We start from the raw sequence: 23,205 nt of genomic DNA on the forward strand, positions 1-23,205 counted from the left end.
GACCGATTCGCGTACGGAACAACCCACGCGAGTCGTTCACGGTCATTGCGACCACCGATTCGCACACGGAACGACCCGCGCCGCACCTGGCGCGGCGGGGTTAATCCGGATCCCGGAGTGCGGCCTCGTGACGACAATAGCGGCCTTGTCGACGGCCCCCGGCATGGCGGGGGTCGCGATCATCAGGATATCCGGCCCTGCCGCCGGCCCGGTTCTGGAGCGGCTTGCCGGCAAGCGGCCGCGGCCCCGCTTCGCGACCAACGCAGTGCTTCGGCAGCCTGATGGTGAGCCGATCGATTCGGCCCTGATCCTTTGGTTTCCCGCCCCCGGAAGTTTTACCGGCGAGGATGTCGCCGAGCTCCATGTCCATGGCGGGCGGGCGGTGACGACCGCCGTCCTGCGCACCGTCCTGGCGGTTCCCGGCCTCCGCGTCGCGGAGCCGGGTGAATTTACGCGCCGGGCCTTCGAGAACGGCAAGATGGATCTTGCGGCCGTCGAAGGTCTCGCCGACCTCATCGGCGCGGAAACGGAAGGGCAGCGTCGGCAGGCCTATGCGCAATATGCCAGCAGGCTTGGCCAGACGGCCGAGCGGTTGCGGGCAACCATGATCCACGCCCTGGCCCTCGTCGAAGCCACGATCGACTTTCCCGACGAGGACGATGTCGGCGCGAGCGCTTTGTCGGAGGCGCGCAGCATCATCGAAAAGCTCGACGGTGAGGTCCTGACGCTCCTGGCCGACAGTCACCGCGGCGAGCGTGTCAGGGATGGCCTGCATGTCGCCATTGCGGGCCCGCCGAATGCCGGCAAGTCGACCCTGCTCAACACGTTGGCGGGCAGGGATGTTGCCATCGTTTCCCCCATTGCCGGTACGACGCGCGATACCCTGGAGGTGCATCTCGATCTCGACGGCATGGCCTTCATCCTGACCGATACCGCCGGCCTGCGCGAGGGTATCGATCCGATTGAAGCGGAGGGCGTGAGACGCGCCCATTCGCGCATGCGGGAGTCCGATCTCGTGCTCTTCCTGCAAACGGCCGACCCGTCGGAGGCGATGGATCCGGATTGGGATCTCGGCCAGCAGGTCAAGATCTGGCACGTCCGGAGCCAGATCGATCGATTCGGCTCCGACATGCCGCACGATCCGTTCTACCGCCATCACATTTCGGCCGTTCAGGGCGTCGGTATCCGTGAACTTCTGGCCGATCTGAGCGCCTTCGGGCGTGATCTTCTCGCCGGCGAGCCTGCTGTTCTCGTACGAGAAAGGCATCGGCAAGTGTTTCAGACATTGCACGAAGCGCTGGCCGAAAGTCTCGCCATCGACGACTGGTCGGCCGCTGCCGAGCTGGTGGCGGAAGATCTTCGGACGGGCTTGAATGCCCTTGGGCGGGCGACGGGGCGGGTCGATGTCGAGGCCGTCCTCGATGTGGTCTTCTCGTCTTTCTGTATCGGTAAATGAATTGACTCGCACCTGTTTCACGTGAAACAGACGCATCATCTCGCATCCGGAATGCTTAGGCTGCGCCAATGGCCGATTGTCGCTTCTGGGGACCGCGCTCGAAGGCTGCGGGTCTCAAGTGGTGCGGGCGAATTCGGCTCCGGGCCGCCCGCAATTGCCTTTTGACCTGACGAGGGGCGGGCGCTAGGAAAGCTCGCTGGCAGGTGAGCTTCGGAACGATGGATTCGCATACGAACTTCGATGTCGTGGTGATCGGCGGCGGCCACGCTGGCTGCGAGGCGGCCGCTGCCGCCGCGCGTATGGGCGCGCGGACGGCTCTCGTCACCCACCGTTTCGATACCGTCGGAGCCATGTCCTGCAATCCGGCGATCGGTGGACTGGGCAAGGGTCACCTGGTCCGCGAGGTCGATGCGCTGGATGGCCTGATGGGCCGTGTGGCCGATGCCGGCGGCATTCAGTTCAGGCTGCTCAACCGGCGTAAGGGCCCGGCGGTCCGCGGCCCGAGGACGCAGGCCGATCGCAGGCTCTATGCGGCCGCCATGCAGGCCGCCATCCGCGGCCAGGCCGGTCTCAGCGTCGTCGAGGCCGAGGCGACGGCCATCGATATCGAACAGGGGCGGGTGACGGGGCTGCAATTGGCCGATGGCTTGCGCCTCACCTGCGGCGCTCTGGTCATCACGACGGGCACCTTTCTGCGCGGCATGATCCATATTGGCGAGCGGCAGATCCCGGCCGGACGTGCCGACGAGGCGCCCAGTCTTGGCCTAGCCGCGAGCCTGATGGCGCATGGCTTCGTGCTGGGCCGCCTGAAGACGGGTACGCCAGCGCGCCTGGACGGAACGACGATCGACTGGCAGAGCCTGGAGCGGCAGGAAGCCGATTCGGATCCGGAACCGTTTTCGAGCCTGACCGAGCGCATCGTCAATCCGCAAATCGCCTGCGGCATTACCCGGACGACGCTCGAAACCCACCGTATCATCCGCGACAATCTCGGCCGGTCGGCCATGTATGCCGGCCGGATCGAGGGCGTCGGACCGCGCTATTGTCCGTCGATCGAAGACAAGGTGGTGCGCTTCGGCGACCGTGACGGGCACCAGATCTTTCTGGAGCCGGAAGGCCTGGAGGACCCGACCGTCTATCCGAACGGGCTGTCGACGTCGCTGCCGGAGGAGGTGCAGGAGGCGTTCCTGCGGACGCTTCCGGGTCTCGCGGCGGTCAGGATCAAGCGCTTCGGCTATGCCATCGAATATGACCATGTCGACCCGCGCGAGCTCGAGGCGACACTTGAGACCCGGCGCGTGCGCGGCCTGTTCCTGGCCGGCCAGATCAATGGCACGACCGGTTACGAGGAGGCGGCCGGGCAGGGCCTCGTGGCCGGCATCAATGCCGCGCGCCGCGCAGGCGGTGGTGAGGGGGAGATCTTCGGTCGCGAGGAATCCTATCTCGGCGTGATGATCGACGATCTGACAACGCGGGGCGTGAGCGAACCTTATCGCATGTTCACCTCGCGGGCGGAGTATCGCCTGACGCTGAGGGCCGACAATGCCGACCAGCGCCTGACCGGGCGTGGGATCGCGATAGGTTGCGTCGGGCCGGAGCGGTCGATTCGGTTCCGGTCCAAGATTCAGGCCCTGCAGGCGCTGCGTGCGCAGGTCGAAGCACTGAGCCTGACGCCCAACCAGGCGGCCAAGTGCGGCATTGCGCTCAACCGGGATGGCATTCGCCGGTCGGGCTTCGATCTCCTGTCTCGTCCCGATATCGGCTGGGCGGATCTTGCGCGGGTCTGGCCCGAGCTTGGCGCCGCCGACCGGCGCCTGGCCGAGCAGGTGGAAACCGACGCGCGTTATGCCGTCTATCTCGGTCGGCAGGCGGTCGAGGCGGAGGCCTATCGGCGCGACGAAGACGTGGCTCTGCCGCAGGATTGGGACGTCGACGCCATTCCCGGCCTTTCGAACGAGATCAAGGCCAAGCTCAGGCGCGTGCGGCCGCGCACCCTCGGCCAGGCGGGGCGCATGGATGGCATGACGCCGGCGGCACTGACACTGATAGCGGTGTGGGCGCGCCGCGCCCGCGCCCTCGATGCGGCATGAGGTCGAGCGGTGCCCAATAGGGAAGACGAGAGCGCGGCCGAAGCCGCGGCAGCTCTCGCCGGCGTCGTCGTTTCACGTGAAACGCGCGATCGGCTGGTGACCTATGTCGGCCTGCTCAGGCGCTGGAATCCGTCGAAGAACCTGGTGGCGCCCGCGACCCTCGCATCGGTCTGGACCCGCCACATCGCCGATTGCCTCCAGCTCGTGACCCTCGTGCCCGAGGCGAAGATCTGGGTCGATCTCGGCTCGGGGGGCGGTCTTCCCGGGCTCATCGTCGCCGCTGTTCTGGCCGAGCGACCGGGTGCGCAGGTCCATTGTGTCGAGAGCAAGCAGGGCAAGGCCGCTTTCCTGCGCGAGGCGGCCCGTGTCATGGGCGTGCCCGTGACGGTCCATGCCGCGCGAATCGAAGATGTCGTCGGGCGCTGGCGCGGACCGGTCGACGTTGTCAGCGCCCGGGCGCTCGCCCCGCTCGTCGATCTCGTCCGGATGAGCCAGGATCTGTTGAAAAGTGGAGCAGTCGGACTCTTCCCCAAGGGACAAGATGTGGGGCGAGAATTGACGGAAGCCGCTAAATATTGGACACTCGACACCGTATTGACGCCCAGCGCAACGGATCCCCAGGCGCGTATCGTCACGCTCCGCGGCGCGGCTCCAGTCCCATCATGAACCCTTTCAACGTCGGACGGTTCGTCATGACGACGCTCTCCTCGTCTCTTCCGCCGGTCGGCCCTCGGGTGCTGGCGCTCGCCAACCAGAAGGGCGGTGTCGGCAAGACGACCACCGCCATCAATCTGGGCACGGCGCTCGCCGCCATCGGCGAGCGGGTGCTGATCATCGATCTCGATCCCCAGGGCAACGCCTCGACCGGCCTCGGCATCGACCGGCGCGCGCGCCATCGCTCGACCTACCATGTGCTGGTCGGCGACCTCAGCCTTGCCGAAGTGGTGCAGGACACCTCCGTGCCGCGGCTGTCGATCGCGCCTTCGACCATGGACCTGTCGGGGGTCGAACTCGAGATTTCGACCCAGAAGGACAGGGCCTACCGGCTGAGGCAGGCGATCCAGAGTCTTGCGGACGGCTATTCCTATGTCCTGATCGACTGCCCGCCCTCGCTCAACCTGCTCACCATCAACGCGATGGCTGCAGCCAATGCCATCCTGGTGCCGCTGCAGTGCGAGTTCTTCGCGCTCGAAGGGCTGTCGCAGCTGATCAAGACGGTCGAGCAGGTCAAGGCGACCTTCAATCCGGGCCTGACCATCCACGGCATCGTCCTGACCATGTATGATGCGCGCAACAACCTGTCGACGCAGGTCGTCGACGATGTCCGCCAGTTCATGGGAGACAAGGTCTACCAGACCATCATCCCGCGCAATGTCCGGGTTTCGGAGGCGCCGAGCTACGGCAAGCCGGTGCTGCTCTACGATCTCAAATGTGTCGGCAGCCAGGCCTATCTCCGGCTCGCCTCGGAAATCATCCAGCGCGAAAAACATCTGCGCGCGGCCTGATTGCGATCGGCCGGATCTCGCATCGAACCAATGGCGTGGCGCTTCGTTCGGAAGCGGAGTTGAAGGAGAGTGAACCATGGCGGAAGAGGCGGTAAGATCGCGTCTCGGCCGGGGCCTGGCCGCCCTGATCGGCGATGTCGGCGAGGAAACCGCCGCGATCGACCGGGTTCGCGCCACGCGCCGCGTGCCGATCGAATTCGTCCGCGCCAATCCGCGCAATCCGCGCCGGGTGTTCAAGGACGAGGACCTGCAGGAGCTTGCCGATTCCATCCGCGAGCGCGGCATCATCCAGCCGATCGTCGTGCGCACGGTGGCCGGGGCGGTCGATGCCTATGAGATCGTCGCCGGCGAACGCCGCTGGCGGGCTGCCCAGCAGGCCGGCCTGCACGAGGTGCCGATCCACCTGGTCGAGGTCGGCGACCGGGAAGCGCTGGAACTCGCCATCATCGAGAATGTCCAGCGGGCGGATCTCAATCCGCTGGAAGAGGCCATGGGCTATAACGAGCTGATCGAGCAGTTCGGCTACAGCCAGGCCGACATGGCCAAGGTGATCGGCAAGAGTCGCAGCCACGTCGCCAATACGCTGCGTCTTCTGAAACTGTCCGACCGGGTTCAGTCCTACCTCCGGGATGGCCAGCTGACCGCCGGTCATGCCCGCGCGCTGCTCGCTCATGACGATCCGGAGCGCGTGGCGGCCGACATCATCGAGCGCGGCCTGAATGTCCGGCAGGTTGAAGCGCTGGCACAGGAACAGGCCGAACAGCGGTCCGGCCGGCCGCCGCGCCAGCGCGAGCGGGTCGAGAAGGATACCGATACGAAGGCGCTGGAAAAGGCGCTGACCGACGCGCTCGGCATGACCGTGACGGTGGATCACCGCGGTTCAGGCGGCGAATTGAAGATCCGCTACAAATCGCTGGAGCAGCTGGACGAAATCTGCCGGCGCCTGCAGCGCTGACGGTCCTTGCCGGTCCAGCCCGGCAAGAAGCCGTGGCATGGGGTATCAGCCGCGACCGGCGCGGGCGGTCATGGCGATTGCCATCAGCGTCCGGCTGACGATGGCTTCGGCGAGGCTGGCCTTGATGCGCGTCTCGAAGGTCGCTTCGGCAACGCGCGCCATCATGCGTTCGAGGCGCGCGGCGTTCCAGAGACCGAGCTGACGCTCCACCGTCGGCCGGCGGCGAAAAAAGACCGGCGGCTCGAACCGATCCGTGGCGGCGCTGATGGTCGCGCCGCGCTCGATCGCGAGGCGCGCCTTGTGCAGCGCCGAGAGGTGGCGGCCAACCACCACCATGATCTGCGGCACGGCAATGCCGGATGCCGAGGCCTTGACCAGCAGCCGGTCGAGCCTCGCGGCGTCGCCGCCCGCGGCCGCATCGACAATCTCGTCGATGCCGAGCTCGAGGCTGTCGCCGGCGACCGCTTCGATATCGGCCAGCGTGATCTTGCCCCGGCCGTGAGCATAGAGGCAGACCTTGCGGATCTCCGCGCGTGAGGCAGCCCGATCGCCGCCGAGAAAGGCGACGAGAGCGGCGACGGCCGGCGGCTCCATGGTCAGGCCGGCCGCGGCGGTTTCTTCGGCGATAAGGCGTTTCAGATCGGCCTCGCCGTCGGAATAGCAGGGAATGACCGCGGCCTTGGGCGAACGTTCGGCCTCAACCCTGAGCGGCGCGTTCTTCTTGAGGTCCCCCGCCTCGATCAGCACGAAGGCGTCGGTCGGGGGATTGGCGAGAATGGGCGTGACCGCTGCGGCGATTGGCCTTTCACCGGCGCGGACCCAGATCAGCCGCTTGCCGCCGAACAGGCCGACCGTGTTGGCTTCGTCAGCAAGGCGGATCGGGTCGGAGGCGAGCACGTCGCCATCGAGGCGAACGACGGCGAAAGGATCGTCGAGATCGCCGACGGCGGCCTTGGCCAAGGTCCGCGCGCGCTCGGCGACGAGGCCGGAATCCGGACCGTAGACCAGCGCGATCGTGCGTCCGGTGTCCGGGTTCTTCAGGTAGCGATCGATTTCGCCTGCTTTGAGTGCGGTCACCGGCTCAACCCACATTGCAGACGGCACCGGCGGCGAGGCCGCCGTATCGTCGACATCGTCAGCGCGGGCGCGTGACGTACCAGCCGGCAACCTGGGTGACGACCGTCTGTGCCAGCGACTTGGCCGCCCGCTCCTGCGCCTCGATCATGGCGCGGTCGGAGGCGAGCCGCTGCGCGGTGCGGTCGAAGGACGCGCTGGCGAAGGCCTGGCCACGCATCAGAACCTGCTGGCTGCCCACCGGTGTGATCGAATAGTTGGCAATCAGCGTCACCGACTGGGCCGACGGCCGGCCGGCCGCGGTGTTCAGCACGAGCGGCACGCTGTCGACGCCGAGCGAAACCCTCAATGTGTGGGTCGGCGACTGGGCCCGCCCGCCACCGCCCTGCGTCAGATAGATCAGCTCGTTGCGCAGGATGACGCCCGAGCGCCCGGCGATCTCGGGAATTTCGAGGTCGCGCAGGTGGGCCTGGGCGTTATGGGCGCCCGGCACCACGTTGGGATCGCCGTAGAGCGGCGTGAAGCAGCCCGCGAGCGCTCCGGCGCCGGCGGTCACGGCGAGGGCGCGAAGGGCTGCGCGCCGGGAAGGGTTAGCCGACGACATTCACGATCCTCTGCGGCACGACGATGACCTTCTTCACCGGGCGGCCCTCCAGGGCTTTGGTCACCTGGTCCAGCCCAAGCACGGCAGCTTCGATGTCTTTCTGGGACGCGTCGCGCGCGATCGTCAAGTCCGCGCGCTTCTTGCCATTGACCTGCACCGGCAATGTGACGGTGTCCTGAACGAGGATCGCCCGGTCGACGACGGGCCAGGCTTTTTCGGCAACCAGGCCGCCGCTGCCGAGGACGGCCCAGCATTCCTCGGCCAGATGCGGCATCATCGGCGCGACGAGTTGAACCAGGATTTGGGCGGCTTCGCGCAGCGCGGCCGCGACCTCCGCCGTGGGCTGTTCGTCGCCCTTGACGGCTTCGAGCGCGCGCGTCAGCGCATTGGCCAATGTGTAGATATGCGCGACGCAGCGGTTGAAGGCGAGGCGTTCGATGTCGGTTTCGACCGCTGCCAGAGCCGTGTGGGCGGCCCGGCGGATGCCCGCCGCAACCTCGCCGAAAGTTGCGGCCTTGGCATCGGCGGCGGTCCTCGCGGCGATGTCGTTGACCAAGCGCCAGACGCGCTGGACGAAACGGCTGGCGCCCTCGACGCCGGCCTCGGTCCAGATCACGTCGCGTTCGGGCGGCGAATCCGAGAGCATGAACCAGCGGGCGGTGTCGGCGCCGTAGGTGTCGATGATGTCGTCGGGGTCGACGACATTCTTTTTCGACTTCGACATCTTCTCGATCGGACCGATCTCGACCGGCTGGCTGGTACCGGTCAGCACCGCGCGGCGGGCGCTGCCTTCGCCGGAAATGGTCACCTCGGCCGGCGTCACATAGGCGCCGTCGGCGCCGCGATAGGTCTCATGCACCACCATGCCCTGGGTGAACAGGCCGCGGAACGGTTCCTCGAAACCGGAATGACCGGTCAGCTTCATCGCCCGCGTGAAGAAGCGGCTGTAGAGCAGGTGCAGGATCGCATGCTCGATGCCGCCGATATACTGATCCACCGGCAGCCAGGCATTGACGATGTCGGGATCGGTCGGCGTGTCGGTGCGCCAGGGATCCGAGAAGCGGATGAAATACCAGGAGCTGTCGACGAAAGTGTCCATGGTATCGGTCTCGCGCCGCGCCGGTTTCGCGCATTGCGGGCAGGCGACGTGTTTCCAGGTCGGATGCCGGTCGAGCGGGTTGCCGGGCTTCGAGAAGTCGGCGTCCTCCGGCAGGCGCACGGGCAGGTCGGCATGCGGCACCGGCACGGCGCCGCAATCGTCGCAATGGATCACCGGGATGGGACAGCCCCAGTAGCGCTGGCGCGAGATCAGCCAGTCGCGCAGGCGGAAATTCACCTTGCGTGCGGCGACCGGGCGGTTGCCCAGCGTCGCGTTTTCGAGACGCGAGGCGACCTCCTGGAAGGCAGCGGTGCTGGTCATCCCGTTCAGAAAGCGCGAATTGATCATCACGCCTTCGCCGTCGAAGGAGGTGTCGTCGACCTCGAAATCATCGCCGGCATCGGCCGGACGCACGACCGTCACCACCGGCAGGCCGTATTTGCGGGCAAAGTCGAGGTCGCGCTGGTCGCCCGACGGACAGCCGAAAATGGCGCCCGTGCCGTAGTCCATCAGGATGAAATTGGCGACATAGACCGGGATCTCGATGCTCGGATCCAGCGGATGCAGGGCCTTGATGCCGGTGTCATAGCCGAGCTTCTCGGCGGTCTCGAGGGTGGCCACGGAGGTGCCCATGCGACGGCATTCCTCGGCGAAAGCGGCAAGCTTCGGATCGGCGGCAGCCGCCGACTTCGCCAGGGGATGGTCGGGGGCGATCGCCATGAAGCTCGCGCCGAACAGCGTGTCCGGGCGGGTCGTATAGATTTCGAGCTCGGTTTCTCCCGCCGGGGTGGTGCCGGCCTTCAGCGCCCAGCGCACCAGCAGGCCTTCGGAGCGGCCGATCCAGTTCTTCTGCATCAGCCGGACCTTGTCCGGCCAGCGATCGAGCGTGTCGAGCGCGTCCAGGAGTTCCTGATTGTAGGCGGTGATCTTGAAGAACCACTGGGTGAGATCCCGCTGCTCCACGGGCGCGCCCGAGCGCCAGCCGCGCCCGTCGATGACCTGCTCGTTGGCAAGCACGGTCTGGTCGACCGGATCCCAGTTGACCCGCGCCGAGCGCCGCTCGACGAGCCCTGCCTTCATGAAGTCGGTGAAAAGCTTCTGCTGATGGCCGTAATAGAGCGGATCGCAGGTCGCGAGCTCGCGCGACCAGTCCAGCGACAGGCCCATATTCTTCAGCTGGGCCTTCATGGTCTCGATGTTCTTGTAGGTCCATTCCTTGGGATGGACCTTCGAGGCCATGGCCGCGTTCTCGGCCGGCAGGCCGAACGCATCCCAGCCCATCGGATGCAGCACGTTGAAACCCTTGGCGCGCTTGTAGCGGGCCACCACGTCGCCCATCGTATAATTGCGCACGTGGCCCATATGGATGCGCCCCGATGGATAGGGAAACATCTCGAGCACGTAATATTTCGGCCGCGGATCGGTGTTTTTCGTCTCGAAGATCTTGTTCTGGTCCCAGGTCGCGCGCCATTTCGGCTCGGCGGTGCGGGCATTGTAACGTTCAGTCGACATGATCAGCGGTTCGGCAGCGGCACGAGGGGCTAAGAGCGAAGCGCGGACAACACACGAAAGGCCTGGACCGGTCAACCATTTACAGGCTAGCGCAGGGCGAACCTGCGGAGTGCCTCCATGTCCGATATCCCCGTTCGTCTCGCCGAAGTGAAGCACGCCATCGCCGAAGCCGCCCGCGCGGCGGCGCGGCCCGCCGATGCGGTGACCCTGGTCGCCGTTTCCAAGACCTTCCCGGCCGAGGCCATCGAGCCGGCGCTCATCGCCGGACAGCGGGTCTTCGGCGAGAACTACGTGCAGGAGGCGAAGGAGAAGTGGCCCGCGCTGCGCGAGCGCCACCCCGGCGTCGAGCTGCACATGATCGGGCCGCTCCAGTCGAACAAGGCGCGCGATGCCGTGCAGCTGTTCGACGTCATCGAAAGCCTCGACCGCACCTCGCTCGCCAAGGAGCTGGCGAAGGAAATGGCGCGCCAGCAGCGCCGGCCGACCCTGCTCGTGCAGGTCAATACCGGCGCGGAGCCACAGAAGGGCGGCGTCCTGCCGGAACAGGTCGATGCCTTCCTGGCCGAGTGCCGCGACCAGCACGGCCTCGCCGTCAGCGGTCTGATGGCCATTCCGCCGGCCGACGAGCCGCCGGCGCCGCATTTCGCCCTGCTCACCACCATTGCCCGCCGCAACGGCCTTGCCATCGTCTCGATGGGCATGAGCGCCGACTACCAGCAGGCGATCGCCATGGGCGCCACCCATGTCCGCGTCGGCAGCGCCATTTTTGGCGCGCGCGGCTGAATCTGGCGGCAGAGGCCGTCCGGCGGCGCCAGCACGGACGATCCATGCGCCGCCGGCGGGCGCTCGTTTCGCTGCACCGGCGGCGGCGTTACGCGTGGGTGCGTGGCGACGCGCGGTTCTCGGCCATCCAGCGCTTCTCGTCCTCCGTGCCTTCCCGAGGCGGGAAGTGGCCCTGAATCGTCCAGAGATCGAACGGCGTCTCGTCGACATGGATCTCCCAGTCGTAGCCGCGATCGGCGATCCAGGGCGCCAGGATCTGGTTGATCTTCTTGAAGAAGCCGGCCCTCGCCGCGTCTGACGCGAAAGTCCGCGCGATGTGGTCGACCCAGATGCGGACGAACCGCGCATGCGGTTCGCCACCAATGTAGAAATTGTCGGCGCCGACCGCCTGGAAGATCACGCCGACATAGAAACGCGGCATCATCCGGCCGTAGAGATCGGACAGCGCCTGGGCGATTGCCTGCTTGTCGCCGGGCGTATAGGCGCCGACCGGATGATAGATCTTCCAAAGGGGCATGTGACGATCTCCCAGCGTTTGACGCGCATCGGCGCTCCGATAGATGTTGATCATAATCCTAATCGTTGATAGATGTTGGTCAACATCTTTTTCGAGCGGGAGATCGCGATGCGTGTGAGCCGGGAGCAGGCCCGCGAGAACCGGGAGCGGGTGGTGTCGGTGTCGAGCGCGCTGTTTCGCGAAAAGGGCGTCGACGGGGTCGGTATCGCCGACCTGATGAGCCAGGCCGGCCTGACCCATGGCGGTTTCTACAAGCAGTTCGAGTCCAAGGCGCAGCTCGTCGAGGAGGCTTGCGCGGTGGCGCTCGGCCAGACCTTGGGCTTCTGGGAGACCTATCTGGACGGGGCGGCCGATCGCCGTACCGCCTTCATCCGCGCCTATCTCTCGGACAAGCACCGGGACAGCGTCGCCCAAGGCTGCCTGCTCCCGGCGCTCGCCGGCGAGGCGGCCCGGCAGCCCGACAACATCCGCACCATCTTCGCGCGGGCGATCCGCATCTATGCCGACCTGCTGGCGCCCGCCGAGGGCTCGCCGGCCGAAAGCCGCGCGCTGGCGCTCCGGACCCTTTCAGCCATGGTCGGCGCGGTCGTGCTCGCGCGCGCCTCGAACGATCCGGCGCTCTCGGAAGAGCTGCTGTGCGCCGTCCGGGCGCAGTATGCAGGTGAGCCAGCGGAAGGCTGACGGCGCGGACGGGGCCAGGCGCACCTGGAGCATCGCTCGCAGGGCGCGGCAGGGACGCTGCGGCCTGGAAGGGCCCACGCGGGAAGCTTCCTGCGCGCAGGCATGCCCAGGCTGGACAAGAAGCGAGATGGCGGTCCCGAAGGGATTCGAACCCCTGACCTCCGGTTTAGGAAACCGCTGCTCTATCCTGCTGAGCTACGGGACCGACGCGCCCTCTATCTCACAGCCGGGCAAGGCCGGGCAAGTCGCACCCGCGGCATTGGCGACGATTGTGATCGGCAGGGCGCTCAACTGCCGAAAAACGACATGCGCTTGCGTGGTTCGGCAGCAACCTCCGGGCCGGGATCGTCGGGCGCGCGGGCGATCGGGAAGACCGTTTCGCCGCGCGGCGGCCGCGGCTTCTCGCCAGGATCGGACGCACCGTTGGGGGAAGCCCCGGGCTTCGCCTCGGCGGCGTCGGGCCCCCGGGCGGGCGGCTCGGATGGCGCGGGATCTTGTGTCACCGCGATCGGCGCGGCTGCAGGCGCCGCCTCGGCGGGCGGGGGGGCGGGCTGCGTCGGAGCGGGCGCGGCAGGCGGCGCGGGCTGAGCCGGAGCCGGCTCGGCCGCGGCAACGGGACCGGCCTCCGCCTCGATGGTGACGATCTCGGCCGGAACGGCGGGGTCGGCGGTGTCGGCGAGCACGTCGTCGACATGCAGCATCGGTCCGCCGAGCTCGGCGACCGGCACCCTCCACTGGAAGGCGTCCAGCCGCCCGGTAACCGGCGAGGCCGGCAGCCAGACGTCGCTCGCCTGGCCGTCGGCGGTCCAGGCCGGGTCGCGGGCGGCGCGCAGGGCGCGAGTCATCCATTCGCGCGCACGGCCATGGTCGTTGCTCTCCTTGGCGGCGAGCTCGGCCATCAGGAGGCAGAGGCGCTGCGTCGGGGCTTTGGCAGCGAGTTCGTCCAGGGCCTGATGGGCGGTGGCGAACTCGCCCGCGTCGATGGCGGCCCGGCCGATGGCGAGCAGGCCTTCCGGATGCGAGGGCGTGAGACGCGCCAGGGTTTCGACACGGCGCAGCTGGTCGCCGCGCGAATCGCCGTGGCGGGCATGGGCGTAAGCCTCGGCGAGATCCGGATGCGGCGAGAGCTTCCAGGCCGCCTCGACGATGCGCGAGGCCTTGCGGATGTCGCCGCCCGCGGCGGCCAGGCGAGCGGCGAGCGCGGCGGCCGGCACGAGATCCGGGGCGAGGCCGACGGCCTCCAGCGCCAGCGTTTTGGCGGTTGCCGGATCGCTGTCCTCGGCGGCCAGCGCCTTGGCGGTCAGCAGCACGGCGCGCAGGCGCTTGGCGGTGTCCTTGTCGATGACGCGCGCGGCGTATTGACGCTCGATGCTGGTCAGCGCGCCGTCCCAGTCGCCGGTGCCGCCCTGATGCTCCAACACCGCCTGCGATGCCCAGGTGGCGGAAGGCGAGGCCTTCACCGCCTCCTCGGCAATGGCGCGCGCAGCGACCGGGTCGGTCCGCCGCTGCGCCTCGACATAGAGGCCGCGCAGGCCGAGCAGGCGGGTGTCCGATCGGTCCACCATGGCGCGGAACGCCTCCTCGGCGCCGTGCCGGTCGCCGGCGAGCTGCGCCGCCTGCGCCTTCAGGAGCAGGGTGAGCGCGGCCTTGGGCACCAGCCGTTCGGCGTCGGCGGCATGTTTTTCGGCGGCGCGCCGGTCGCCTGCGCCGATCGCGACGATGCCGCGCGAGATCGCCTCCTGGCCCCGCTCGATCTTGCGCCGGCGCATGACGCGCGCGGCAATGCGCGGGCTCGCGATCAGCCAGCGGACGAAGGCGATGAGCACCATGGTGACGATGGCGAGCGCAAGCACCGCAACCAGCCCGGTGAGCACCTCGAATTCGATCTGCCGGCCGAGCCAGACGATCGTCACGGTGCCCGGCTGATCGGCGATCCAGGCCGCGCCGGTGGCGAGTGCGGCGATCAGGGCGAGGAAAAGAATGACGCGGACCATGACCTTCTCCTCAGCGCGCGGCGAGCGCGCCCATGGCCTCGTCGGCCATTCGTTTCAGCGCCGTATCGGCGGCGAGACGCGCACGGGCCTGTGCTTCCCAGTCCTTGGCGACCACCTTCACCGGCTCGGGCAGCTTGCCGAAATCGGCGAGCGCACCGGCAAGGTCGCCGCGGCCGAGCTTGGCCTCGATCCGGGCGATCACCACCGATGTATCGTCCCCGGCCGCTTCGCCCACCGGCCGGATCCGGAACAGGGCCTGGGCGTTGGCGGCGAGGCGGTCGAGCAGGCTGCCGTCGGACGGCCGCGGCACGGCGCGGGTCATGGCCGAACCGAGGCCGGAGAACTGGCGCGCCAGCGCCGAGGCCGAGGGCACGCCGCGTTCGGACGCAGCCTCCAGCGGCTGCAACGCGGCCGCATCGGCGCCGAGAGCCTTCAGCGCCCTGAGCTCGGCGGCGTAGGGCCGGCCGCGATCGACGGCGGACCGGAGCACCTCGATGCCGACGAGCACCGCGGCCTTCTGGCCGGTTCCCGCCGCCTCGGCCCGGGCGCTGTCGAGCGCGGCAAGGCGGGTGGCCAGGCCGCGTGCCGCCTCGGTGGCCGCGGCGACATCCGCGCCGAGGTTCTGGACGCGGGCCTGGATGCCGTCGATCCGCTGCGCCTGGGTGCCAAGCTCGCTGCCGACCCGGTTCTCGACCGCGGCAAGGTCCGGCCCCGCAATGCCCGCTGGCGGCAGGCTGGCGGTGCGCGCCTGCTGTTCGCTGAGCGCGGCGACGGCCGCCTTCAGCGCGTCGATCTCGCGTGTGAGCGGACTGAGATCGACGGGCTCGGTGGTGGCCGTCTGTGACCCGGCCGGCTCCGCCGGACGGCGTTCCAGGGCGGCGAGCCGCGTGTCCAGGGTGGCCCGCGCGGCATCCCAGGCGGCGATCTGGCGGGTCAGCGCGGACAGATCGGGCGCCGGCGGCGTGCGCGCATTGGCTTCGCGCAGCGCCCGGTCGAGATCGGCGATGCGCTGTTCGAGCGCCACGACCTCGGTCTTGCCCGCGACGGGCAGCAGCCCGCTCACGGCGGCGCCATAACCAAGACCGCCCGATATCAGCGCGCCGACTAGGCCGGCGGCGGCCAGGCGGCCGAAGCCGGACTGCGGCGCGGCCGTCCGCTCTTCGCGTGGAGGAGGCGCAGGAGGGGGCGCAGGAGGGGGCGCGGCTTCCGCCGACGGCCCGTCCGTTTCGGGACGACCGGCCGGACCGGCAGTGTCGGCCTCGCTGGCGGCAGCGGCCGGCTCGGGCGTCGCCGCCGCGACCTCGGCCTGCGCGTCCAAGGAAGCTTGCGACTCGGTTTTTGCGGTCGGCTCGACGCCTGGTTCGGACAGGCCGGCGGCGGTCTCGGGTTTCGTCGCCTCGGCCGGCGTCATGTCCGTCGCCTCGAGCGTGATGACGGGCGACTTGGCGCGGCGTTTCGCCTTGGCGTCGTCGGGGCGCTCGTCATGGGCCATACGTCGCGTCTCCGTTGCAGCACTCGGCCAAGGTCTAGCCCGCATTTATCACAAGGGATAGACCCCCGGTTCCGCGAGCCGCCGATGCCGTGGGGTGAGGGTCCGCCTCGGCCCGCGACGGATGTCCGGGCGCTTCGGATGAACGATTAATCCATTGATATCATGTATATTTCTTCGATATTCGTGATGCGTCTGCCGATACCGGTTGCGCCCGGGAGGCCCGGTCAACCCTCGATCAGTGCAAGCAGCGCGGCCTCATCGGGCGTCGCGGCGATGCGCAGCCGGCCGAAACCCGCTCGCGCCAGCGGCGCGGCGACGGCTGGAGAAAGACAGAGATGGTCGAGCCGCGCCGCCGCCGTTGCAAGACCGGCCTCGCCGACCCTCGCGACAAAGGTTTCGGCCGAGCGGGGCGAATAGTGCAGGACGGCGGCAGGGCCCGGCGCGCGAAGCGCCGCGGCGAGCGACGGCGGCAGGCTGCCGACCTGCACCATGCGATAAAGAATCCGCCGCTCGACCGTCAATCCGGCCGGCGCGACGAGCGCAGCGAGATCCCCGGCGCGCTCCTCGCCGCCGAGGCTGAGCAGCCGGGCGCCCGCGGGCAGTCCGGCCGCGGCGATCAGCCGCCCCAGGGCGAGGATGTCGCCGGCGGCGGAGCGGACATCGGCAAAACCGGTCTCCAGCATGGCCGCAGCGGTTCGGTCGCCGACCGCGAAGACCGGCAGATGGCGGAACGCTGCCCTGGTGCCATCGTCGATCAGCCCGGCGCTGCGCGGGCTGGTGACGACGAGCGCCGCGACATCATCGCGCGCGCTGCCCGCCGCCTGGCCCTGGGCGATCGGCTCGGTCACGAGCAGAGGCGCATTGACGACCTCGTGGCCGAGGCGCGCCAGCCGGGCAGCGCTCCGCCCGGCCTCCGGCTCCGGCCTGACGAGAATGAGGCGCATCAAACGTGCACCAGGACATCGGCCGGCGCGCGCGCCTTCAATTCGATGCCCGCGTCGTGGCCGAGGCTTTCCGCCTCGGCGAGGCCGCCGGTGCGGACGACGCGAAAGCTCTCGCTGCCGTCGGGCCGCAAGATCTCGCCGTCGAACAGGATCCGGCCGGCCTCGATCCGGGCAAGCCCGGCGATCGGCGTGCGGCAGGAGCCGTCGAGCACCTTCAGAAAGGCGCGTTCGACACGCAGCGCCGTTTCGGTGTCCTGATCGTTGAGCGGGGCGATGAGGTCGCGCGTCCGCGTGTCGTCGAGCCGCGTCTCGATGCCGATGGCGCCCTGGCCGACCGCCGGCAGGAACCGGTCGGCGGCGATGATCTCGGTCGCCCGGTCGGCCAGGCCGAGGCGCTTCAGGCCGGCCATCGCGAGCAGCGTGCCGGCCACCTCGCCCCTCCGCACCTTGTCGAGCCGGGTCGGCACATTGCCGCGGAACAGCACGGTCTCAAGGTCCGGCCGCTCGCGCCGGATCTGCGCCTGGCGCCGGAGCGATGCCGAACCCACGACTGCCGCCCCGGGCAGGTCGGCGAGGCGGGCCACCGCATGGCCGATGAAGGCGTCGCGCACGTCCTCGCGTGCCAGGAACGCTGTCAGCCCGAGCCCGGCGGGCAGGACCGTCGGCATGTCCTTGGAGGAATGGACGGCCAGATCGATGCCGCCGCGGAGCAGGGCCTCCTCGATCTCCTTGGTAAACAACCCTTTGCCGCCGGCTTCCGACAGCGGCCGGTCCTGGATCATGTCGCCGCTGGTGCGGATGATCTCGATGTCGATCTCCTCCTCGCCGACGGCGTGGGCCGCGGCGAGGAGCGCGCGCACCTGATGGGCCTGGGCCAGCGCCAGGGCGGAGCCGCGCGTGCCGATGCGGAGGAAGGGCGATTGCACCATATCAAGGTCCGATGTTAGGCGGAGGGCGGACGAGGGCGGATCATAACGATCCGTCCGGGCCGCGGACATCCCGTAGCCGCAAAGCGAAAACGAACCAAATGCTTGTTCTCGGCATCGAAACGACCTGCGACGAGACGGCGGCCGCCGTCGTGCGCGTCGGCGCGGCCGGAACCGGCGAGATTCTGTCCAATGTCGTGCGCTCGCAGGTCGAGGATCATGCGCCCTTCGGCGGCGTCGTGCCGGAGATCGCGGCCCGCGCCCATGTGGATATCGTCGACCGCGTGGTGGCCGAGGCGCTGCGCCAGGCCGGCACCGGCATCGACGATCTCGATGCCGTGGCGGCGGCCGCCGGGCCCGGCCTCGTCGGCGGCGTGCTGATCGGGCTGACCGCGGCGAAGGCGATCGCGCTCGTCGCCGGCAAGCCGCTGATCGCGGTCAATCACCTCGAAGCCCACGCCCTGACCGTGCGGCTGACCGACGGTATCGCCTTTCCCTATCTCCTGCTGCTGGCCTCCGGTGGCCATACCCAGCTTCTGGCGGTGACGGGCATCGGCGCCTATTCGAAGCTCGGCACCACGATCGACGACGCCATCGGCGAAGCCTTCGACAAGGTCGCCAAGCTTCTCGACCTGCCCTATCCCGGCGGGCCGGAGGTGGAACGGCGCGCCAGCGCCGGCAATGCCGGGCGCTTTGCCTTTCCACGGCCGCTGCTTGGCCGGCCGACAGCTGATTTCTCGCTTTCGGGTCTGAAGACCGCCGTGCGCCTGGAGGTCGAGCGGATCGAGGCGGCGGCCGGCGGCCTCGGCGACCAGGACATTGCGGACATCGCGGCTTCGTTCCAGATGGCCGTCGCGGACATGGTGGCGGATCGCGCCAAGGTCGCGATCCGGCTGTTCCGGGAGCGGTTCGGCGAGCCGACCGCCCTGGTCGTCGCCGGCGGCGTCGGCGCCAACCAGACGCTGAAGCGGGTACTCGGCGAGAAGGCAGCCGCGGCCGGCCTGCCGCTCGTCGTGCCGCCACCGAAACTGTGCACCGACAATGGGGCGATGATCGCCTGGGCCGGTGCCGAGCGTCTCGCCCGAGGCTTGACCGATCCGCTCGACATCGCACCGCGTGCGCGCTGGCCGCTCGATGCCGAGGCTGCAACCATCGGTTCCGGCCGCCTGGGGGCCAAGGCATGACGATGGACGCGACAATGGCGAGCGCCGCGATGCGGGTTGCCGTCCTGGGAGCGGGTGCCTGGGGCACGGCACTCGCCAATGCCGCGGCGCGCGCCGGCCGGCCGACCACGATCTGGGCGCGCGAGCCCGCTGTCGCCGCCGAGATCAACGACCAGCGCACCAATGAGACGCGTCTGCCGGGCGCGCGCATCGTCGACCGGGTCCGCGCCACGGCCTCGCTTGCCGAGGCCGCCGCGGCCGACATGGTGCTGGCCGTGGTGCCGGCGCAGGCCCTGCGGCAGGTCGCCGCGGCGCTGCAGCCGCTGATCCGGCCGGGCACGGTGCTGGTGGTCTGCGCCAAGGGTATCGAGCGCGGCACCGGCCGGTTCATGACCGAGGTGGTGGCGGAAGCCGCGCCCGCCGCCGTGCCGGCGATCCTGTCGGGTCCGAGCTTTGCGTCCGATGTCGAAAAGGGGCTGCCGACGGCCGTGACGGTGGCGGCCGCCGACGAAGCGCTTGCCCGGCGGATCGCCGAGACCATGGGGTCGCCGACCTTCCGGCTTTATCATTCGACCGATGTCCGCGGCGTCGAGATCGGCGGCGCCGCCAAGAACGTGCTGGCAATCGCTGCCGGCATCGTCGGCGGCCGCCGGCTCGGCGCGAGCGCCGCCGCCGCCATCACCGCGCGCGGCTTTGCCGAGCTCAGCCGGTTCGGCCGCGCCTTCGGTGCCCGGCCGGAGACGCTGATGGGCCTGTCGGGCCTCGGCGACCTGATCCTGACCTGTTCAGGGCCGCAATCGCGCAATTTCGCGCTCGGCTTTGCGCTCGGCGAAGGCAAGGGCCTGGATCTGCTCAGCGGCCGCGGGGCGCTTGCCGAAGGCGCGCTGACAGCCGAAATATTGGTCGAGACGGCCCGGACGCGCGGCATCGACATGCCGATCGCCGAGGCCATCGACGCAGTGCTGGGCGGCCTGATCGACGTCGACCAGGCGATCGCCCAGCTGATGGCCAGGCCCCAGAAGGCGGAGTGAGGCATGACGAACTTCTTCGAGCGGCTCGCACGAGGCGTTGAGGCGGCCCAGAAGGCGATGGGCGCGGATCTCGTCGCTGAAACCCATCCCTTCGACCTGACCCATTCGGTCGTCTTTCCCGTCGCCAAGCTGATGAAGCGGCGTGGCAATGGCGAGCCGATCGTGGTGATCGAACTGTCCGACGGCCGCACCACCATGACGCTGGCCGAGTTCGACCGCTTCGTCACCGAGCTCGACGCATTCCGCAAGTTGATCCCGGTGGCGGGACAGAAAAGCCAGGGTGAGGGCTGACGTGGCGCATTGGCTGTACAAATCCGAGCCGTTCAAGTGGTCCTGGGACGCCCAGGTCGCCGCAGGTGCCAAGGGCACGTTCTGGGACGGCGTGCGCAACCATGCCGCCAAGCTCAACCTCCTCGCGATGAAGCGCGGCGACCGCGGCTTCTTCTACCACTCGAACGAGGGCAAGGAGATCGTCGGCATTGTCGAGGTGATCCGCGAGGCCTATCCCGACCCGACGGCCGCTCCGGGCGAACCCTGGGTGGTGGTCGACATCAAGGCGGTGATGCCGCTGAAGACGCCGGTGCCGCTCGCCACGATCAAGGGCGAGCCGCGGCTCGCCGACATGGCCCTGATGAAATATTCGCGGCTCTCGGTGCAGCCGGTGACCGAAGCCGAATGGGACCTCGTCTGCACCATGGGCGGCATCGATCCGAAAAAGGCCGGCGGCCGGGGCTGAGCCCGCATCGTTCGCGGCCTGTGGCCTACAGGCCGCGATAGACCTCCGCCTCGAAGGCCTTGAAGGCCGCAATCGCGCGCGGGTCGAAATAGGGCACGATCTGCGTCATGAACAGGCCGGCAAGGCCGTTCTTCAGGTCGATCCAGTAGAGCGTATTGGCAAAGCCGCCCCAGGCGAGCGAGCCGGCGGGCCGGCCCTCCGGCGAGGTCTCGCGGTTGACCAGGAAGCCGAGGCTCCAGCCCTGGCTCATGCCCGGGAAAAAATTGGTGTCGCGCAGGCCGGTCGGCGAATTGAGCTTCATCTCCGGCATGGTCATGTGCGGGATCTGGTCGACGGCCATGGCCGTGACCGTCTCGGCCTTCAGGACGCGCGCGTCTCGGCCGCGGCCCTCCTCCAGGAGCATGGTCAGGAAGGTGCGATAGTCCGGCGCAGTCGAATAGAGCCCGCCGCCGCCGCTGAAGAATTCCGGCTGCTGCTCGACCACCATGTCGGTCGCAACGAACGAGGCGTCCTCGCGAATGGCGTGGACGGTGGCGCGCCGGGCCTGCTGCGCGGGGCCGAGCACGAAGCGTGTGTCGGCCATGCCAAGCGGATCGAAGATGTGCCGGCGGAAATAGGTCTCGAGATCCTCGCCGCTGACCGCCTCGACGATCTTGCCGGCCCAGTCGGTGCTGATGCCGTAATTGAAGCGCTCGCCGGGATCGGCGAGCAGGGGAATGGCGAGCGAGGCGTTCTTTGCCGAGGCGGAGGAGGGCGTTCCAGTCGCCTTCATGAACTGGCGGATGGCGCTGGAGGCGAAGTCGTAGCCGAAGCCCGACGTGTGGGTGAGCAGGTGGCGGGTCGTGATGGCGGTCTTCGGCGGCCTGAGCCTCGGCTGCCCCGCCTCGTCGAACCCTTCGAGCACCCTGGCCTCGCCGAGCGCGCCGAGATAGCGGCTCGCCGGCGCATCGAGGTCGATCCGGCCCGCTTCGACGAGCTGCATGACCGCAACCGTTGTCACTGCCTTGGTCATCGAGGCGATCCAGAAGACGGTATCCGACGTCATCGGTTCCGGCTTGCCGATGCTGCGCCGTCCGAAGGCGCCTTCATAGAGCGGACCATCGCGCGTCGCGACGGTCGCGACCACGCCGGGCAGGTCGCCGCGTTCCACGGCGGCTGCGAGGATCCGATCAAGGCCGGCCGACATGCTCAACGAAACCTCCTGCAGACATCCGGCACCGCCACGCGGGCCGGGCGAACGATGGTCGCCGGCCGCGGCGAGGTCAATCCGCCGCGGCCTCCCCCTCTCGTCGGGGTTTCGTCAGCCCTTCAGGCGGCCTTGTAGACGGCGGTTTCGAAGGCGCGGAACAGCTTGATCGCCTCGATGTCGAAGAACGGCAGGATCTGGGTCACGAAAATACCTGTCACGCCCGAGTGGGGATCGATCCAGTAGTAGCTGTTGGCAAGGCCCGCCCAGGCGAGCGAGCCGGCCGGCCGGCCCTCGGGCGACCGTTCCCGGTTGATCAGAAAGCTCAGGCCCCAGCCCTGGCTCACATCGGGGAAGAAATTGGCGTCGTTGGTGGCGAAGGGCACCGCCGATTTCATCGTGCCGATGCTGATCTGCGGGATCTGGTCGCGGGCCATCTCGGCCACCGTCTCGGCCTTCAGCACGCGGTTGCCGTTACCCGTGCCGCCGTTGAGGATCATGCGGGTGAAGGCGAGGTAGTCGCGCGCGGTCGAATAGAGCCCGCCGCCTCCCATGAAAAATTCCGGTTCCTGGGGAATCGTCAGGTCGATCGGCGCGAGCCCTTCCGGCGTGCGGGCATGGATCGGCGCCAAGCGCTCGCGCTGGCCGGGACCCATGCGGAACATGGTGTCGTTCATGCCGAGGGGGCCAAAAATATTGCCGGCGAAATAGTCCTCGAGATGCTGGCCGGACACGGCTTCGACCATCTTGCCGGCCCAGTCGATGGAAATGCCATATTCGAAGACCTCGCCGGGATCGGCGACGAGCGGCGTCGTCAGCGCGATGTTCTGGCAGCCGGTGACGCTCGGCGTCCCCGTTGCCTCCTGGTAGCGCAGGATGTCCGGGTTCCACATTTCATAGCTGTAGCCGGCGGTATGGGTGAGCAGGTCGCGCAGCGTGATGGGCCGCTTCGGCGGCCGGAACTTCGGCTGGCCCGCGGCATCGAAGCCGTCGAGCACCTGGGCCTTGCCGATCTCGGCGACGTGGCGGGCGGCGGGCGCGTCGAGGTCGATCCGTCCCTGCTCGACGAGCTGCATGGCGGCGGCGCCGGTCACGGCCTTGGTCATCGAGGCGATCCAGGCGACCGTATCCGGCGTCATCGCCTGCGGTTTGGTCAGGTCGCGCCGGCCGAAGGCCCCCTCGTAGCGCAGGCCCTCCGGCCCGCCGACGACGGCGACCACGCCGGGCACGTCGCCGCGCTCGGCGGCTGCGCCCAGAATTCCGTCCAAAGCGGCATAAGATGTCATGATCGGTGCTCCCTCTTGGCCGTTTCCCGAAAACGTCTTGTCGTTGTGCGGAGGAGACTAGCCGGCGCCGATCGATCTCGGCTAGCGCGTTCGAGCGGCGGAGGCGAGGCCGGCAGCGGCCGCAGGGCGGGTCTGAAACGCCGGCATATCTCATCGGCAGGGCCGCCCCGC

The 23,205-nt window shown here is 68.7% G+C and carries 21 protein-coding genes and 1 tRNA gene; 11 read left to right on the forward strand and 11 right to left on the reverse strand.

The window, feature by feature from the left end; translation table 11 throughout:
• Nucleotides 1-127 precede the first annotated feature (127 nt).
• From mnmE to OZ671_RS17650, 5 genes are all read left to right on the forward strand, one after another.
• Entirely contained in the window at nucleotides 128-1,456 is a 1,329-nt protein-coding gene (gene mnmE, locus OZ671_RS17630) for a tRNA uridine-5-carboxymethylaminomethyl(34) synthesis GTPase MnmE (protein WP_268861954.1), read from the forward strand.
• Nucleotides 1,457-1,674: 218 nt separating this feature from the next.
• Nucleotides 1,675-3,546 (forward strand): tRNA uridine-5-carboxymethylaminomethyl(34) synthesis enzyme MnmG, encoded by a 1,872-nt coding sequence (gene mnmG, locus OZ671_RS17635; protein WP_268861955.1) that lies wholly within the window; start codon nucleotides 1,675-1,677, stop codon nucleotides 3,544-3,546.
• Between the two features lie 9 nt (nucleotides 3,547-3,555).
• Nucleotides 3,556-4,212: a 16S rRNA (guanine(527)-N(7))-methyltransferase RsmG gene (gene rsmG, locus OZ671_RS17640; protein WP_268861956.1), complete on the forward strand. Its 657-nt coding sequence runs from the start codon at nucleotides 3,556-3,558 to the stop codon at nucleotides 4,210-4,212.
• Nucleotides 4,209-5,051 carry a ParA family protein gene (locus tag OZ671_RS17645; protein ID WP_442957096.1) on the forward strand — a complete coding sequence of 281 codons (843 nt, stop codon included), beginning with the start codon at nucleotides 4,209-4,211 and terminating at the stop codon, nucleotides 5,049-5,051. Before rsmG ends, OZ671_RS17645 begins: the two co-directional genes overlap by 4 nt.
• Before the next feature lie 76 nt (nucleotides 5,052-5,127).
• Nucleotides 5,128-6,006, forward strand: a complete 879-nt coding sequence (locus OZ671_RS17650) for a ParB/RepB/Spo0J family partition protein (protein WP_268861957.1) — start codon at nucleotides 5,128-5,130, stop codon at nucleotides 6,004-6,006.
• Between the two features lie 45 nt (nucleotides 6,007-6,051).
• Here OZ671_RS17650 and holA read toward each other — a convergent pair whose 3' ends face one another.
• From holA to leuS, 3 genes are read right to left on the reverse strand one after another with little or no spacing between them, the layout of a single operon-like run.
• Entirely contained in the window at nucleotides 6,052-7,083 is a 1,032-nt protein-coding gene (gene holA, locus OZ671_RS17655; RefSeq protein WP_268861958.1) for a DNA polymerase III subunit delta, read from the reverse strand.
• A gap of 58 nt (nucleotides 7,084-7,141) precedes the next feature.
• Entirely contained in the window at nucleotides 7,142-7,684 is a 543-nt protein-coding gene (locus OZ671_RS17660; protein ID WP_268861959.1) for an LPS assembly lipoprotein LptE, read from the reverse strand.
• Complete coding sequence (gene leuS / locus OZ671_RS17665; protein WP_268861960.1) at nucleotides 7,671-10,295, reverse strand: leucine--tRNA ligase; 2,625 nt, start codon at nucleotides 10,293-10,295, stop codon at nucleotides 7,671-7,673. Before leuS ends, OZ671_RS17660 begins: the two co-directional genes overlap by 14 nt.
• A 117-nt stretch (nucleotides 10,296-10,412) precedes the next feature.
• Here leuS and OZ671_RS17670 point away from each other — a divergent pair, with 117 nt between their 5' ends.
• On the forward strand, nucleotides 10,413-11,078 hold the full coding sequence (locus tag OZ671_RS17670; protein ID WP_268861961.1) for a YggS family pyridoxal phosphate-dependent enzyme: 666 nt from the start codon (nucleotides 10,413-10,415) through the stop codon (nucleotides 11,076-11,078).
• Between the two features lie 88 nt (nucleotides 11,079-11,166).
• Here OZ671_RS17670 and OZ671_RS17675 read toward each other — a convergent pair whose 3' ends face one another.
• Nucleotides 11,167-11,595, reverse strand: coding sequence for a tautomerase family protein (locus OZ671_RS17675; protein WP_268861962.1), 429 nt, complete (start codon nucleotides 11,593-11,595; stop codon nucleotides 11,167-11,169).
• 108 nt (nucleotides 11,596-11,703) lie between these two features.
• Here OZ671_RS17675 and OZ671_RS17680 point away from each other — a divergent pair, with 108 nt between their 5' ends.
• Complete coding sequence (locus tag OZ671_RS17680; RefSeq protein ID WP_268861963.1) at nucleotides 11,704-12,276, forward strand: TetR/AcrR family transcriptional regulator; 573 nt, start codon at nucleotides 11,704-11,706, stop codon at nucleotides 12,274-12,276.
• Nucleotides 12,277-12,404: 128 nt separating this feature from the next.
• Here OZ671_RS17680 and OZ671_RS17685 read toward each other — a convergent pair.
• From OZ671_RS17685 to hemC, 5 genes are all read right to left on the reverse strand, one after another.
• A tRNA-Arg gene (locus tag OZ671_RS17685) sits at nucleotides 12,405-12,481 on the reverse strand.
• An 82-nt stretch (nucleotides 12,482-12,563) separates the two neighbouring features.
• Nucleotides 12,564-14,270 carry a heme biosynthesis protein HemY gene (locus tag OZ671_RS17690; protein WP_268861964.1) on the reverse strand — a complete coding sequence of 569 codons (1,707 nt, stop codon included), beginning with the start codon at nucleotides 14,268-14,270 and terminating at the stop codon, nucleotides 12,564-12,566.
• A 10-nt stretch (nucleotides 14,271-14,280) separates the two neighbouring features.
• On the reverse strand, nucleotides 14,281-15,762 hold the full coding sequence (locus tag OZ671_RS17695; protein WP_268861965.1) for a COG4223 family protein: 1,482 nt from the start codon (nucleotides 15,760-15,762) through the stop codon (nucleotides 14,281-14,283).
• Nucleotides 15,763-15,986: 224 nt separating this feature from the next.
• On the reverse strand, nucleotides 15,987-16,706 hold the full coding sequence (locus OZ671_RS17700; RefSeq protein ID WP_268861966.1) for a uroporphyrinogen-III synthase: 720 nt from the start codon (nucleotides 16,704-16,706) through the stop codon (nucleotides 15,987-15,989).
• Nucleotides 16,706-17,635, reverse strand: coding sequence for a hydroxymethylbilane synthase (gene hemC, locus OZ671_RS17705; RefSeq protein WP_268861967.1), 930 nt, complete (start codon nucleotides 17,633-17,635; stop codon nucleotides 16,706-16,708). The genes OZ671_RS17700 and hemC overlap by 1 nt, the downstream gene beginning before the upstream one ends.
• Nucleotides 17,636-17,733: 98 nt before the next feature.
• Between hemC and tsaD the strand changes: the two genes are divergently transcribed.
• The 4 genes from tsaD to OZ671_RS17725 are packed head-to-tail and all read left to right on the forward strand — an operon-like array spanning nucleotide 17,734 to nucleotide 20,562.
• Nucleotides 17,734-18,816, forward strand: coding sequence for a tRNA (adenosine(37)-N6)-threonylcarbamoyltransferase complex transferase subunit TsaD (gene tsaD / locus OZ671_RS17710; RefSeq protein ID WP_268861968.1), 1,083 nt, complete (start codon nucleotides 17,734-17,736; stop codon nucleotides 18,814-18,816).
• Nucleotides 18,817-18,830: 14 nt separating this feature from the next.
• Nucleotides 18,831-19,826: an NAD(P)H-dependent glycerol-3-phosphate dehydrogenase gene (locus OZ671_RS17715; protein ID WP_268861984.1), complete on the forward strand. Its 996-nt coding sequence runs from the start codon at nucleotides 18,831-18,833 to the stop codon at nucleotides 19,824-19,826.
• 3 nt (nucleotides 19,827-19,829) lie between these two features.
• Entirely contained in the window at nucleotides 19,830-20,117 is a 288-nt protein-coding gene (locus OZ671_RS17720; protein WP_038302484.1) for a hypothetical protein, read from the forward strand.
• Nucleotide 20,118: 1 nt separating this feature from the next.
• A complete protein-coding gene (locus OZ671_RS17725; RefSeq protein ID WP_268861969.1) occupies nucleotides 20,119-20,562 on the forward strand; it encodes an EVE domain-containing protein in 444 nt (147 codons plus the stop codon).
• Nucleotides 20,563-20,587: 25 nt separating this feature from the next.
• On the opposite strand, the gene OZ671_RS17730 is transcribed toward OZ671_RS17725, so the two are convergent.
• On the reverse strand, nucleotides 20,588-21,748 hold the full coding sequence (locus tag OZ671_RS17730; RefSeq protein ID WP_268861970.1) for a serine hydrolase domain-containing protein: 1,161 nt from the start codon (nucleotides 21,746-21,748) through the stop codon (nucleotides 20,588-20,590).
• Between the two features lie 122 nt (nucleotides 21,749-21,870).
• Entirely contained in the window at nucleotides 21,871-23,034 is a 1,164-nt protein-coding gene (locus OZ671_RS17735; RefSeq protein ID WP_268861971.1) for a serine hydrolase domain-containing protein, read from the reverse strand.
• Between the last annotated feature and the right edge of the window lie 171 nt (nucleotides 23,035-23,205).

The organism is Phreatobacter sp. AB_2022a (genome assembly GCF_026847585.1).
Taxonomy (GTDB): Bacteria; Pseudomonadota; Alphaproteobacteria; order Rhizobiales; family Phreatobacteraceae; genus Phreatobacter.